A 12,822-nucleotide genomic window follows, 5' to 3' on the forward strand; every position below is an offset into this window, starting at 1 on the left:
TCGGTTACTCACAAAGTGGGGCTAAAAAACAGTAAAGTTCACGCGATGTGTAGTCCCAGTCCTGGGCCTGGTTCACCGGTACAACCGGCATTAGCGCATTGCAAACGATCGCTTCATCCGCATCGGCCAGGGTTTCCAGACCTTCGCTGACCTCATGCAGCCGCCAGGAGGAATCCGTCAGGCACGCAATGATGCGCTGGCGCATCGTGCCATTCACGCCCGCACCGTTAATACACGGCGTATAAACGTCGTAACCTTTGCGCCAGAATAAATTAGCCGCACAGCATTCCACCAGGCTCCCCTGACTGTCAAGAACCAGCGCCTCCTGGGCCGCCGTCTGTTCAAGATGCGTACGAATAAGAACCTGTTCAAGCCGGTTAAGATGCTTAAGACCCGCCAGGGAAGGATTAATGCCTATTTTCACAGGACTGAGCGCCAGCCTAATCCCCTGCTCGCGCCAGGCGGGATAAAAGTCAGGGTAAGGCGACAGAGAGAGCATTCGCGTAGGCTGTGTGCAGTTCGATGCGCTGTAACCGCGCCCGCCCGCCCCGCGAGAAATAATCACCTTGAGCACGGCTTTGGTTTCAGAGGTCGCCAGCATGTCCATCTCATCACTGAGCATGGCCCAGTCAACCGGCCCTATCATCAGCGCTTCGCAGGCCTGCTGCAGGCGGCGAAGATGATCTGCCTGAAAGCGAACCTCACCATCAATAACACGGGCGGTAGTAAAGCAGCCGTCGCCAAACTGGATCGCCCGGTCGTTTGCCGGCAGCATTTCCTGCCACTGACCATTAATAAGATACATAGGGGTTCCTCAGGATACGGAGACACAAGGTTGCCAGAGGGATTTACGGGCGACAAGAGGGGAATTCTGAACAGCAAAAGGGCCCGCAAGCGGGCCCTTTCAGAAACGGTTAGATCTTCTTGAAGATCAACGAACCGTTGGTACCACCGAAACCGAAGGAGTTACACAAAGTATACTCCAGGCCGCTTACCTGACGAGCTTCGTGTGGCACGAAGTCCAGGTCACAGCCAACATCCGGGTTATCGAGGTTGATGGTTGGTGGCACGGCCTGATCGCGCAGCGCAAGGATAGAATAGATAGACTCTACCGCACCCGCCGCACCTAACAGGTGGCCCGTCATCGATTTAGTTGAGCTCACCATCACACGGCTTGCATCGGCACCAAAGATAGACTTAACCGCCTGCGTTTCAGCTTTATCACCTGCCGGTGTAGAGGTACCGTGGGCGTTGACGTAGCCAACCTGCCCTGCAGAAATCCCTGCATCGCGCAGTGCGTTTTCCATCGCCAGCGCAGCACCTGCACCGTTTTCTGGTGGAGAAGTCATGTGGTACGCATCGCTGCTCATACCAAAGCCAACAACTTCTGCATAAATTTTCGCGCCGCGTTTTTTCGCGTGTTCGTACTCTTCCAGTACGATGACCCCTGCGCCGTCGCCCAGTACGAAGCCGTCACGATCTTTATCCCACGGACGGCTTGCCGCTTGCGGATTGTCGTTACGGGTAGACAGTGCGCGCGCCGCGCCAAAACCACCAACGCCCAGCGGGCTACTGGCTTTTTCTGCACCACCTGCCAGCATTGCGTCTGCATCACCATAGGCAATGATACGTGCCGCATGGCCGATGTTGTGTACGCCAGAGGTACAAGCCGTGGCAATGGAAATGCTCGGACCACGCAGACCCAGCATGATGGTCAGGTGACCTGCCACCATATTGACGATGGTTGAAGGCACGAAGAACGGGCTGATTTTACGAGGGCCACCGTTAACTAAAGAAGAGTGGTTCTCTTCAATAAGCGTCAGGCCACCGATACCAGAGCCGATTGCAGCGCCGATGCGGGCCGCGTTTTTTTCCGTTACTTCGAGGCCAGAATCCTGCATGGCCTGAATGCCAGCAACAATTCCATATTGAATGAATTCATCCATCTTGCGCTGATCTTTGCGCGAGATGATGTCTTCACAGTTAAAATCCTTTACTAAGCCAGCAAATTTCGTTGCGTAGGCGCTAGTATCGAAATGGTCGATCAGGCTGATGCCACTCTGACCGGCAAGGAGAGCTTTCCAGGTAGACTCTACGGTATTGCCGACAGGAGACAACATGCCCAGTCCGGTCACAACTACACGACGCTTAGACACGTTTGTCCTCCAGGGAGGGAAAAAATACTAGTGGGACAATTCAGATAAAACTCAGGCGGTCGAATGACCGCCTGGAGATGTTCACTTACGCCTGGTGGCCGTTGATGTAATCAATGGCAGCCTGAACGGTGGTGATTTTCTCAGCTTCTTCGTCCGGAATCTCAGTATCAAACTCTTCTTCCAGAGCCATTACCAGCTCAACGGTGTCAAGAGAATCAGCGCCCAGGTCCTCAACGAAGGAAGCGGTGTTCACTACTTCTTCTTGCTTAACGCCCAGTTGTTCGCCAATGATTTTCTTAACGCGTTCTTCGATAGTGCTCATACTCTTAAATTTCCTATCAAAACTCGCTTTCGCGATGGTTTTCGTAGTGTATAAAATGTTGAAAAAGATGCAACCAAATCCCGGCTGGTCAAACCACGATTTTACGCTATTTTGCGGGCATTCGCCCAAATAACGCAAATATTTTTCACCGTGATTAAACCATATACATTCCGCCGTTGACGTGCAGGGTCTCACCAGAGATGTACCCAGCTTCGTCAGAGGCTAAAAATGCTACTGCACTGGCGATTTCATTTGCGTCGCCTAAGCGACCCGCAGGAACCTGCGCCAGAATACCCGCACGCTGTTCATCAGAGAGCGCACGCGTCATGTCCGTTTCAATAAAGCCCGGAGCAACAACGTTCACAGTAATACCGCGAGACGCGACTTCGCGCGCCAGCGATTTACTGAAGCCAATCAAACCAGCCTTCGCCGCAGCGTAGTTAGCCTGACCAGCATTTCCCATGGTACCAACCACAGAACCGATAGTGATAATACGCCCATGACGCTTTTTCATCATAGCTCGCATTACCGCTTTTGACAGACGGAAAACAGATGACAGGTTAGTTTCGACAATGTCGTTCCACTCGTCTTCTTTCATGCGCATCAGCAGGTTATCGCGAGTGATACCGGCGTTGTTCACCAGAATGTCTACTTCACCAAACTCTTTACGGATGCTGTCCAGCACGGCTTCAATGGAAGCCGGGTCGGTCACGTTCAGCATGAAGCCTTTGCCGTTTTCGCCCAGATAATCGCTGATGGCCTGCGCGCCGCTTTCGCTGGTCGCAGTCCCGATAACTTTTGCCCCGCGAGCCACTAAGGTCTCTGCGATGGCGCGGCCGATACCGCGGCTAGCGCCGGTAACCAGCGCAATTTTTCCTTCAAAACTCATGGTTTTCCTCGTTTTATTGTTCAAGCGCCGCTAACAGCGTTGCAGGCTCATTAATGGCCGTTGCCGTCATGGTGTCAACAATACGTTTGGTCAGCCCGGTCAATACTTTACCCGGACCCACTTCCAGCAGTTGGGAAACGCCCTGTGCCGCCATAAACTCTACGGATTTAGTCCACTGGACCGGGCTATAGAGCTGACGTACCAGCGCGCTACGGATAGCGTCTGCCGCGGTTTCACACTTCACGTCAACGTTGTTCACAACCGGAATTACCGGTGCGTTAAAGGTGATATTTTCCAGCGCTACCGCCAGCTTATCCGCCGCAGGTTTCATTAGTGCGCAGTGGGACGGCACGCTAACCGGCAATGGCAGAGCACGTTTTGCGCCCGCGGCTTTACACGCAGCGCCTGCACGCTCAACGGCTTCTTTGTTACCCGCGATCACAACCTGGCCCGGAGAGTTAAAGTTCACCGGAGAAACAACCTGCCCCTGCGCTGACTCTTCACAGGCTTTGGCAATAGAAGCATCGTCCAGACCGATAATGGCAGACATCGCGCCAGTCCCTTCCGGAACGGCGTCCTGCATCAGCTTGCCGCGCAGCTCAACCAGGCGAACAGCATCGGCGAAATCAATTACGCCAGCACACACCAGCGCGGAATACTCGCCCAGGCTGTGGCCTGCTAACAGCGCAGGTGCTTTTCCGCCCTGCTGCTGCCAAACGCGCCACAAAGCGACAGAAGCCGTCAACAGGGCCGGCTGAGTCTGCCAGGTTTTGTTCAGCTCTTCCGCTGGCCCTTGCTGCGTCAGCGTCCACAGGTCATAGCCCAGCGCGTCAGAGGCTTCGCGGAACGTGGCTTCAATCACCGGATAGCTTGCCGCGAGATCGGCCAGCATGCCAACGGACTGGGAACCCTGTCCCGGAAACACCATAGCAAATTGCGTCATGTCGAAAATTCCTTTAATCAAAAACGAACCAGTGCAGAGCCCCAGGTGAAACCGCCCCCGAACGCTTCCAGCAGCACCAGCTGACCGCGTTTAATACGGCCATCGCGTACCGCTTCATCCAGCGCAGCCGGGACGGATGCAGCAGAGGTATTGCCATGGCGATCCAGGGTCACGACGACATTATCCATCGGCATACCGAGCTTCTTCGCGGTCGCGCTGATGATGCGCAGGTTAGCCTGATGCGGTACCAGCCAGTCGAGCGCAGTGCGATCGAGGTTATTCGCAGCCAGGGTTTCGTCGACGATATGAGCCAGTTCGGTCACCGCGACTTTAAACACTTCGTTCCCGGCCATCGTCAGGTGAACTGAATTATCAGGATTCACGCGATCGACGTTCGGCAGCGTCAGCAGATCGCCATAGCTACCGTCTGCGTGCAGATGGGTAGAAATGATACCTGGCTCTTCAGACGCCCCCAGCACAACGGCGCCCGCGCCGTCGCCAAAAATAATAATGGTACTGCGATCTTCAGGATCGCAGGTACGTGCCAGAACATCGGCCCCGATAACCAGCGCATTCTTCACTGCGCCAGATTTCACGTACTGATCGGCAATGCTTAACGCGTAGGTAAAGCCTGCGCATGCCGCCGCCACATCAAACGCCGGACAGCCTTTAATTCCCAGCATCGCCTGAATCTGACAGGCGGCGCTTGGGAAAGCGTGCGTGGAAGAGGTTGTTGCTACAACAATCAGGCCGATGTCATTTTTATCAATGCCGGCCATGTCCAGTGCATGAAGCGCGGCTTCATAACCCATGGTTGAAACGGTTTCATTCGGGCCCGCAATACGACGCTCGCGAATACCAGTCCGGGTGACAATCCACTCGTCGGTCGTATCAACCATTTTTTCCAGGTCAGCGTTAGTACGCACTTGTTCAGGCAGGAAGCTGCCGGTACCAATAATCTTCGTATGCATTTACGCTCAGTCACTCTTGGGTAATACAGATTCCAGGCGGGCAGCAATTCTGGTGGGAACTTGCCGCCGCACCGCCTGCACTGCCTGTTCAATCGCGACAGCAAACGCTCGCTGATTGGCCGCACCGTGGCTCTTAATCACCGTGCCGCGCAATCCTAACAGACAGGCGCCATTATACTGGTCGGGGTTGAGGTGACCGAATCGCCTTATCAGACGATTTTGTAGCCACTTCTTCAATATTATCAGCCACCACGACCTTTTTTTTCCTTCCCCCTGCGATTTGAGCAGTGAAAGGAACATCCTGACAACACCTTCCATCGTCTTGAGTGTGACGTTGCCGACAAAACCGTCACAGACCAGAACGTCCGTCTTGCCGGTGAGCAATTCGTTGGCCTCAAGGTATCCAATATAGTGCAATGAAGGCATTGTTTTTAATAATGCAGAGGCGTCGCGGATACTGTCCAGCCCCTTCGTCTCTTCTTCGCCGATATTCAGCAGCGCAACGCGCGGGCGAGAAATACCCAATACTTCTTCGGCCATCACGGAACCCATAATGGCAAACTGCACCAGCATCGTGCTGTCGCAGTCAACATTGGCGCCGAGATCAAGCACCACCGTTTTACCTTTTTGCTGATGAGGTAATACCGTCATCAGCGCCGGGCGCTCTATTCCGTCTATCGGCTTGAGCAGTAGCTTCGCAAGCCCCATCAGCGCACCGGTATTCCCGGCACTGACGCAAGCCTCTGCCCGCCCTTCTTTAACCAACTCCAGCGCAACGCGCATTGACGATCCCCGGCTGGCACGGATCGCCTGAGAAGGTCTGGCATCACTGGCAATAACCGACTCCGCAGGAATAATCTGCAGACGTGAGCGTTGCTCGAAATCAGCTTTGGCAAGTAATGGCGTGATTGCGTCGGGATTGCCGACTAAAAGAAGATTAAGCGAAGAGTTAGAGTCCAGTGCCTGCAAAGCTGCAGGCACTGTCACGGAAGGACCGAAGTCCCCACCCATGGCATCTAACGCTAGGGTTAGACGTCTCAAGGTTGCGCCAGATTACTTAGCGATAACCTTGCGGCCGCGGTAGAAACCGTCGGCAGTGATGTGGTGACGCAGATGAGTTTCGCCAGAAACTTTGTCCACGGACAGGGTGGCGGTGGTCAGCGCGTCATGGGAACGACGCATGCCACGTTTGGAACGGGTTGGTTTATTCTGTTGTACGGCCATGGACCTTACTCCTCAATTACTTACGCTTTAAACTGGCTAATACGGCAAATGGGTTTGGTTTTTCCGCCTCTGGAGGCAGTTCGCCAAAGACCATGTCCGCCTCGGACACTTCACAGTGTTCAGAATCATGCACCGGAACTACAGGCAGGGAGAGGATAACTTCATCTTCCACCAGCGCCCGCAGATCGATTTCACCGAATTCGTTAACCTCAATCGGCTCATACGCTTCCGGGAGTGCTTCAGCCTGTTCGTCAGAGCGGACCGGACTGAAACAATACGTTGTGTGAACATGATGCACAAACGGTTTCCCGCAACGCTGGCATTCGAGCGTTACCGTCACCTTTGCATCGCCGGTCAAGACCGCGAGGCGCTGGTTATCGATAGCGAATCTCATGGAGCATTCTACATCAGTATCCACACTGACTACAGACTCGGCGATACGCTCAACCTGATCGGAAGCATACACTCCTTCGTAATCAAGGCGTTTTTGAGCCGTACGAACCGGATCAAGAGTCAGGGGTAATTTTACCTTTTGCATAGGGCGCGCATATTAACTTTGTAACGTCATAGAGTCAAAGAAAAAGGCCTGGAAACAGCGCCTTTTGCCATTTCTACCCTAAATAGTTTAAGTTGCAGGCAGACGCCCAGCTCAGCTAAGTGAGTACAGGTAACGCCCGTGCGGCTTAAAATATGACGGGTATATTCGCACACATTGCGGTGGCACAGTTTAAAATGCCTTCATCCAATTCGCTATCTTTAATGAAAAAAATATGAAACCGATTGTTCTGGCTTCCACCTCCCCGTTTCGCCGCAGCCTGCTTGAAAAGCTCGGCATGTCTTTCATCACTGCGTCACCAGAGGTCGATGAGACGCCATACCCGGGAGAAGATGCACGCCATTTAGTGACCCGTCTCGCCCAGGCCAAAGCGCAGGCATTAAAAGAACGCTTCCCGCACCACCTTATTATCGGTTCCGATCAGGTTTGTGTTCTGAATAACCACATCACGGGAAAACCACACACGGTAGAGAATGCCGTACAGCAGCTGATGCTGGCCCGGGGCACTATCGTGACCTTTTATACCGGGCTGGCTCTGTATAATTCTGCCAACGGGCAGCTACAAACGCTGTGCGAGCCTTTTGATGTTCATTTTCGTCATTTGACGGAGGATGAAATTCGCCGCTACGTGCAAAAAGAGCAGCCACTCAACTGTGCCGGGAGTTTTAAAAGCGAAGGATTGGGCATCACGCTGTTTGAAAGGCTTGAGGGGAAAGATCCCAATACGTTAATCGGGCTGCCGCTCATCAGCCTGTGCGAAATGCTGCGCAACGAGGACTGTAACCCGCTGCTGGCGTAATAAAAAATGCTCCGTCAAAGCGGAGCATTTTTCTTTATTTAGCGTTGCGTAAAACCTGCAGGCAGCGCTTTAACTGATTGTCCAGCGGCGCTTCAATGCGAATCACCTCCCCGGTATTCGGGTGGGTAAACTTGAGCGCGGCGGCGTGGAGGAACAGACGGTTGAGCCCGGTGCCCGCAAGCTGCTTATCAAACTCGCGGTCACCGTAACGATCGTCAAAGGCGATCGGATGGCCCGCGTGGAGAGTATGCACACGAATTTGGTGCGTGCGCCCGGTAACCGGACTGCAGCGAACCAGCGTCGCAAATTCGTAGCGCTCTTCCACCTTGAAGCGAGTCTCAGAAGGCTTGCCTTCACTATTCACTCTCACGATGCGCTCCCCGCTTTGCAGGATATTTTTCAACAGCGGCGCCTGTACGACTTTTACGTGCGACTGCCATTGCCCGCGCACCAGCGCAAGGTAATCCTTCTGCATGCCTTTATCGCGCAGTTGTTCATGAAGCGAGCGCAGCGCAGAGCGTTTTTTAGCGACCAGCAGAACGCCGGACGTATCGCGGTCAAGGCGATGCACAAGCTCAAGGAAGCGCGCTTCCGGGCGCAGGGCGCGCAGCCCTTCAATCACCCCGAAGCTCAGGCCGCTACCGCCATGTACCGCAGTACCGGAAGGCTTGTTTAGCACCAGAATGTGGTCGTCTTCATAAAGAATGACATCGGTCAGCGCAGCGACTTTTTGCAAATGCGGAGAAACGGCTTCTTCCTCACGCTCGGCAACGCGCACCGGCGGAATGCGCACTTCATCGCCTGCTTCAAGTTTGTACTCTGGCTTGATGCGTTTTTTATTTACCCGCACTTCACCTTTGCGCACGATGCGATAAATCATGCTTTTTGGCACGCCTTTCAGGCGGGCGAGCAAAAAGTTGTCGATACGCTGCCCGGCCTCATCGGCGGAAATTGCAACGATTTTTACTGATGGAGTCTCTGTTTTCATGGTCGGCGATTCTAAATAGCCCTGGCGCATAGCGCCACTCATTTTTATGTGCTTAACTGACAATCTGTTCTGTTTTAAACCGTCCAGACCGCCTTTTTTCATCCCCTTTGTGGCGAGGTTAAAATAGCGGTTAAAAAACTGTAAGAAACAGGGCGCTAATAGCAAAAGTCATCTTGCTATAACAAGGTTAGCAGTGGAATAATGTTGTGGTTTTCCGTGTTGAATCTTGTTAGAACAAGAAAGTTTGCGGAATACCCATTTTGCCTGAACGTCCATCCACGCAGCAATGGCGTAAGACGTATTGTACTTTCAGGCAGTTAGCGGGCTGCGGGTTGCAGCCTGACCGGTAATATGGAATCAACTCTTAAGAAATATTCTAAGGTTATTCCCACGATAATTGCGCTGTATTTCCGTATGAAATACAGGCAACCGACACTTTGCGCCTCTCAGCAAACGACAACCGTGAGGTTGGCGACACGCGTTTAGTCACGAGGCCATCGGTTCACTCCCGGTTAGCGTCACCATGCCCGCAGCTCTGTCGCCAATGTAAGAATAATGAGTAAGTTACGATGAAAAGAATGTTAATTAACGCAACTCAGCAAGAAGAGTTGCGTGTCGCCCTTGTAGATGGGCAACGTCTGTACGATCTGGATATTGAAAGCCCAGGGCACGAACAGAAAAAAGCAAACATCTATAAAGGCAAAATCACCCGTATTGAACCAAGTCTGGAAGCGGCGTTTGTTGATTATGGCGCAGAAAGACACGGTTTCCTCCCTCTGAAAGAGATCGCTCGCGAATACTTCCCTTCGAACTACGCTTCCCACGGTCGCCCGAACATTAAAGACGTTCTGCGCGAAGGCCAGGAAGTGATCGTCCAGATTGATAAAGAAGAACGCGGTAACAAAGGCGCAGCCTTAACCACCTTTATCAGCCTTGCAGGCAGCTATCTGGTTCTGATGCCAAACAACCCTCGCGCCGGCGGCATTTCTCGTCGTATCGAAGGTGATGATCGTACCGAATTAAAAGAAGCGCTTTCTTCCCTTGAACTGCCGGACGGTATGGGTCTTATCGTACGTACCGCGGGTGTGGGCAAATCTGCAGAAGCGCTGCAGTGGGATCTGAGCTTCCGCCTGAAGCACTGGGAAGCCATTCAGAAAGCCGCTGAAAACCGCCCTGCTCCTTTCCTGATTCACCAGGAGAGCAACGTTATTGTTCGCGCCTTCCGCGACTACCTGCGCCAGGACATCGGCGAAATCCTGATAGACAACCCGAAAGTGCTTGAGCTGGCTCGCCAGCACATCGCTGCCCTGGGTCGCCCGGATTTCAGCAGCAAAATTAAGCTCTACACCGGTGAAATTCCGCTGTTCAGCCACTATCAGATTGAGTCGCAGATTGAGTCCGCCTTCCAGCGCGAAGTCCGTCTGCCGTCCGGCGGTTCTATCGTTATTGATACTACCGAGGCCTTGACCGCCATCGACATCAACTCCGCGCGTGCAACCCGCGGCGGCGACATCGAAGAAACCGCTTTCAACACTAACCTTGAAGCGGCCGATGAAATTGCCCGTCAGCTGCGCCTGCGTGATCTCGGCGGCCTGATCGTTATCGACTTCATCGACATGACGCCGGTTCGCCACCAGCGCGCGGTCGAAAACCGCCTGCGTGAAGCCGTGCGTCAAGACAGAGCCCGCATCCAGATCAGCCATATCTCACGTTTCGGCCTGCTGGAAATGTCGCGTCAGCGTCTGAGCCCTTCTCTTGGTGAGTCCAGCCACCACGTCTGCCCTCGCTGTAGCGGTACCGGCACCATTCGCGATAACGAATCCCTGTCGCTCTCCATTCTGCGTCTGATTGAAGAAGAAGCGCTGAAGGAGAACACCAAAGAAGTTCACGCCATTGTTCCTGTGCCAATCGCCTCTTACCTGCTGAACGAAAAACGTGATGCAGTAAGCGCCATTGAGAAACGCCAGGGCGGCGTGCGCGCGATTATCGTGCCAAACGATCAGATGGAAACCCCGCACTACTCCGTACTCCGCGTGCGTAAAGGCGAAGAAACCCAGACGCTGAGCTACATGCTGCCTAAGCTGCATGAAGAAGAGATGGCGGTGCCGTCTGACGAAGAGTACACCGAGCGTAAGCGCCCTGAGCAGCCTGCACTGGCCACCTTTGTCATGCCAGAGGTGCCACCTGCGCCACAGGAGACCACGGCGGAGAAACCTGCTGTTGTCGCCGCGAAACCAGCCGCTCAGCCAAAAGCTGATGCCGCTGCACAGCCGGGCCTGGTTAGCCGCTTCTTCTCTGCACTGAAAAAACTCTTCGCCGGCGACACCTCTGCCGCTGAAGTGAAAGAAGTGAAGGAAGAGAAAGCGACCGACTCTGAAAATCCGCGTCAGGATCGTCGTAACAATAACCGCCGTCAGAACAACCGCCGCGATCGTGGCGATCGCAATGACCGTGGGGACCGTAACAACCGCGATCGCGACAACCGTGATAATCGCAACAACCGCGATGACCGCAACAATGAAGCCCGTGAAGCTCGCGAACCGCGTGAAGGTCGTGACGACAATCGTCGCAACCGTCGTAACGGTCAACAGCAAAATGCGGAAGTTCGTGAATCACGCCAGAACGTTGTTGCTGCCGTTGACGATGCTGAAAAACAGCAGAAGTCCCGTGACGAGCAACAGCCACGTCGCGAGCGTAACCGCCGTCGCTCTGATGAAAAACGTCAGGCACAGCAGGAAGTCAAAGCACTGCAGCAGGACAATGTTGTCGAGCAGGATGCCGAGCAGGAAGAACGCACTCAGGTTATGCAGCGCCGTAAACCGCGCCAGCTGAGCCAGAAAGTTCGCTTTGAATCTGCCGATGCTCCTGCAGTAGAAGAAACTCAGGTTGTACAGGCCAGCACCGAGCAGGCACCGATTGCACTGCCTGCGGTTGTAGAAGCGCCGGTAAATGCAGAACAGCAGGATGAAAACGGTGAAAACCGCGATACTGCCGGTATGCCGCGTCGTTCACGTCGCTCTCCTCGTCACCTGCGTGTCAGCGGCCAGCGCCGTCGTCGCTATCGTGATGAGCGTTACCCGGCGGTATCCCCGATGCCACTGACAGCAGCATGCGCCTCTCCAGAGCTGGCATCCGGGAAAGTGTTCATCACCTACCCTGTTGCCCGTCCACACGATCAGCTTGCTCAGGAAGAGGCGTTCCAGGCTCACGAAGACGTTCAGCACGTTAACGTCGCTGAGGCTGCAGCAGTAGAAGCCCCTGTTGAAGACGGCCTGGTCATCGAGCCGGTGAAAGCGGTGGAAACCGTTATTGAACCTGCCGTGGTGGAAACAGCTCATCCAGAAGTGATTGAAGCACCGGTGGCTGAACAGTCGGAGCCGGTTGCCGAAGTGGATGAAGCGCCTGTCGCAGAGATCGTGGCACAGGTTTCGCCTGCAGAGGAAGAAACTGCTCAGGCGATCGCAGAAGTCAGCGAACCAGCGCCGGTAGCGGCAGAAGCTCCAGCGATTGAAGAAGCTCCAGCGATTGAAGAGGCTCCAGCGGTTGAAGAAGCGCCGGTTGCAGTAGTTGAAGAGGTAAAACCTGTTGTGGAAGCAGCGCCTGTGGTTGAAGCAACACCTGTGACGCCGGAGGTTAACACCGAATCTTCTGTTGCCGCTAAGCACGCCACGGCGCCAATGACCCGCGCTCCGGCACCGGAATACACGCCTGAGGCGCCTCGCCAAAGCGACTGGGTTCGCCCGGACTTCGGCTTCAGCGGGAAAGGCTCTGCCGGCGGGCACAGCGCCAGCCACCAGGCTACAGCGCCAGCCACTCGCCCACAAAGCGTGGAGTAATCTTCAGCGCTAAGTCAAAAGCCGGTCACCTGACCGGCTTTTTTATTTCCCCAGTCTGATCGATAAGCGAAACAATCGCCAACCAATAAGATGCATTTAAAATGCACTTTATGGTAAACACTGTGGCTAATTGTATGA

12 protein-coding genes are annotated in these 12,822 nt (G+C 54.1%); 2 read left to right on the forward strand and 10 right to left on the reverse strand.

Going from position 1 to position 12,822, the window contains the following annotated elements; all coding sequences use genetic code 11:
- Nucleotides 1–4 precede the first annotated feature (4 nt).
- From pabC to yceD, 9 genes are all read right to left on the reverse strand, one after another.
- Entirely contained in the window at nucleotides 5–805 is an 801-nt protein-coding gene (gene pabC / locus A936_RS00355; RefSeq protein WP_008453464.1) for an aminodeoxychorismate lyase, read from the reverse strand.
- A 109-nt stretch (nucleotides 806–914) separates the two neighbouring features.
- Entirely contained in the window at nucleotides 915–2,156 is a 1,242-nt protein-coding gene (gene fabF / locus A936_RS00360; protein WP_008453465.1) for a beta-ketoacyl-ACP synthase II, read from the reverse strand.
- 85 nt (nucleotides 2,157–2,241) lie between these two features.
- Entirely contained in the window at nucleotides 2,242–2,478 is a 237-nt protein-coding gene (acpP, locus tag A936_RS00365; RefSeq protein ID WP_004157115.1) for an acyl carrier protein, read from the reverse strand.
- Nucleotides 2,479–2,632: 154 nt separating this feature from the next.
- The gene (gene fabG / locus A936_RS00370; protein WP_008453466.1) at nucleotides 2,633–3,367 is read right to left on the reverse strand and encodes a 3-oxoacyl-ACP reductase FabG; all 735 of its coding nucleotides are present in this window, start codon (nucleotides 3,365–3,367) and stop codon (nucleotides 2,633–2,635) included.
- 13 nt (nucleotides 3,368–3,380) lie between these two features.
- Nucleotides 3,381–4,310 (reverse strand): ACP S-malonyltransferase, encoded by a 930-nt coding sequence (gene fabD / locus A936_RS00375; RefSeq protein ID WP_008453467.1) that lies wholly within the window; start codon nucleotides 4,308–4,310, stop codon nucleotides 3,381–3,383.
- Nucleotides 4,311–4,327: 17 nt separating this feature from the next.
- The gene (locus tag A936_RS00380) at nucleotides 4,328–5,281 is read right to left on the reverse strand and encodes a beta-ketoacyl-ACP synthase III (RefSeq protein ID WP_008453468.1); all 954 of its coding nucleotides are present in this window, start codon (nucleotides 5,279–5,281) and stop codon (nucleotides 4,328–4,330) included.
- A gap of 6 nt (nucleotides 5,282–5,287) precedes the next feature.
- Nucleotides 5,288–6,322 (reverse strand): phosphate acyltransferase PlsX, encoded by a 1,035-nt coding sequence (gene plsX / locus A936_RS00385; protein WP_008453469.1) that lies wholly within the window; start codon nucleotides 6,320–6,322, stop codon nucleotides 5,288–5,290.
- Between the two features lie 12 nt (nucleotides 6,323–6,334).
- Nucleotides 6,335–6,505, reverse strand: a complete 171-nt coding sequence (gene rpmF / locus A936_RS00390) for a 50S ribosomal protein L32 (protein WP_008453470.1) — start codon at nucleotides 6,503–6,505, stop codon at nucleotides 6,335–6,337.
- 16 nt (nucleotides 6,506–6,521) lie between these two features.
- Complete coding sequence (gene yceD / locus A936_RS00395; RefSeq protein ID WP_008453471.1) at nucleotides 6,522–7,043, reverse strand: 23S rRNA accumulation protein YceD; 522 nt, start codon at nucleotides 7,041–7,043, stop codon at nucleotides 6,522–6,524.
- Nucleotides 7,044–7,275: 232 nt separating this feature from the next.
- Between yceD and A936_RS00400 the strand changes: the two genes are divergently transcribed.
- Nucleotides 7,276–7,860, forward strand: a complete 585-nt coding sequence (locus A936_RS00400) for a Maf family protein (protein ID WP_008453472.1) — start codon at nucleotides 7,276–7,278, stop codon at nucleotides 7,858–7,860.
- A 34-nt stretch (nucleotides 7,861–7,894) separates the two neighbouring features.
- Here the strand turns inward: A936_RS00400 and rluC are convergent, their stop codons facing one another.
- The gene (rluC, locus tag A936_RS00405) at nucleotides 7,895–8,848 is read right to left on the reverse strand and encodes a 23S rRNA pseudouridine(955/2504/2580) synthase RluC (protein WP_008453474.1); all 954 of its coding nucleotides are present in this window, start codon (nucleotides 8,846–8,848) and stop codon (nucleotides 7,895–7,897) included.
- A 569-nt stretch (nucleotides 8,849–9,417) separates the two neighbouring features.
- Between rluC and rne the strand changes: the two genes are divergently transcribed.
- Nucleotides 9,418–12,684 carry a ribonuclease E gene (gene rne, locus A936_RS00410; protein ID WP_008453475.1) on the forward strand — a complete coding sequence of 1,089 codons (3,267 nt, stop codon included), beginning with the start codon at nucleotides 9,418–9,420 and terminating at the stop codon, nucleotides 12,682–12,684.
- The last annotated feature ends 138 nt before the right edge of the window (nucleotides 12,685–12,822 follow it).

The organism is Enterobacter sp. Ag1 (assembly GCA_000277545.1).
Lineage (GTDB): Bacteria > Pseudomonadota > Gammaproteobacteria > Enterobacterales > Enterobacteriaceae > Cedecea.

Excerpts from the sequence above, each read along its gene's own strand:
- rluC (WP_008453474.1), bottom strand. The coding sequence starts at position 8,848 with ATGAAAACAGAGACTCCATCAGTAAAAATCGTTGCAATTTCCGCCGAT.
- rpmF (WP_008453470.1), bottom strand. The coding sequence starts at position 6,505 with ATGGCCGTACAACAGAATAAACCAACCCGTTCCAAACGTGGCATGCGT.
- fabD (WP_008453467.1), bottom strand. The coding sequence starts at position 4,310 with ATGACGCAATTTGCTATGGTGTTTCCGGGACAGGGTTCCCAGTCCGTT.
- yceD (WP_008453471.1), bottom strand. The coding sequence starts at position 7,043 with ATGCAAAAGGTAAAATTACCCCTGACTCTTGATCCGGTTCGTACGGCT.
- acpP (WP_004157115.1), bottom strand. The coding sequence starts at position 2,478 with ATGAGCACTATCGAAGAACGCGTTAAGAAAATCATTGGCGAACAACTG.
- A936_RS00400 (WP_008453472.1), top strand. The coding sequence starts at position 7,276 with ATGAAACCGATTGTTCTGGCTTCCACCTCCCCGTTTCGCCGCAGCCTG.
- pabC (WP_008453464.1), bottom strand. The coding sequence starts at position 805 with ATGTATCTTATTAATGGTCAGTGGCAGGAAATGCTGCCGGCAAACGAC.
- A936_RS00380 (WP_008453468.1), bottom strand. The coding sequence starts at position 5,281 with ATGCATACGAAGATTATTGGTACCGGCAGCTTCCTGCCTGAACAAGTG.
- fabG (WP_008453466.1), bottom strand. The coding sequence starts at position 3,367 with ATGAGTTTTGAAGGAAAAATTGCGCTGGTTACCGGCGCTAGCCGCGGT.
- rne (WP_008453475.1), top strand. The coding sequence starts at position 9,418 with ATGAAAAGAATGTTAATTAACGCAACTCAGCAAGAAGAGTTGCGTGTC.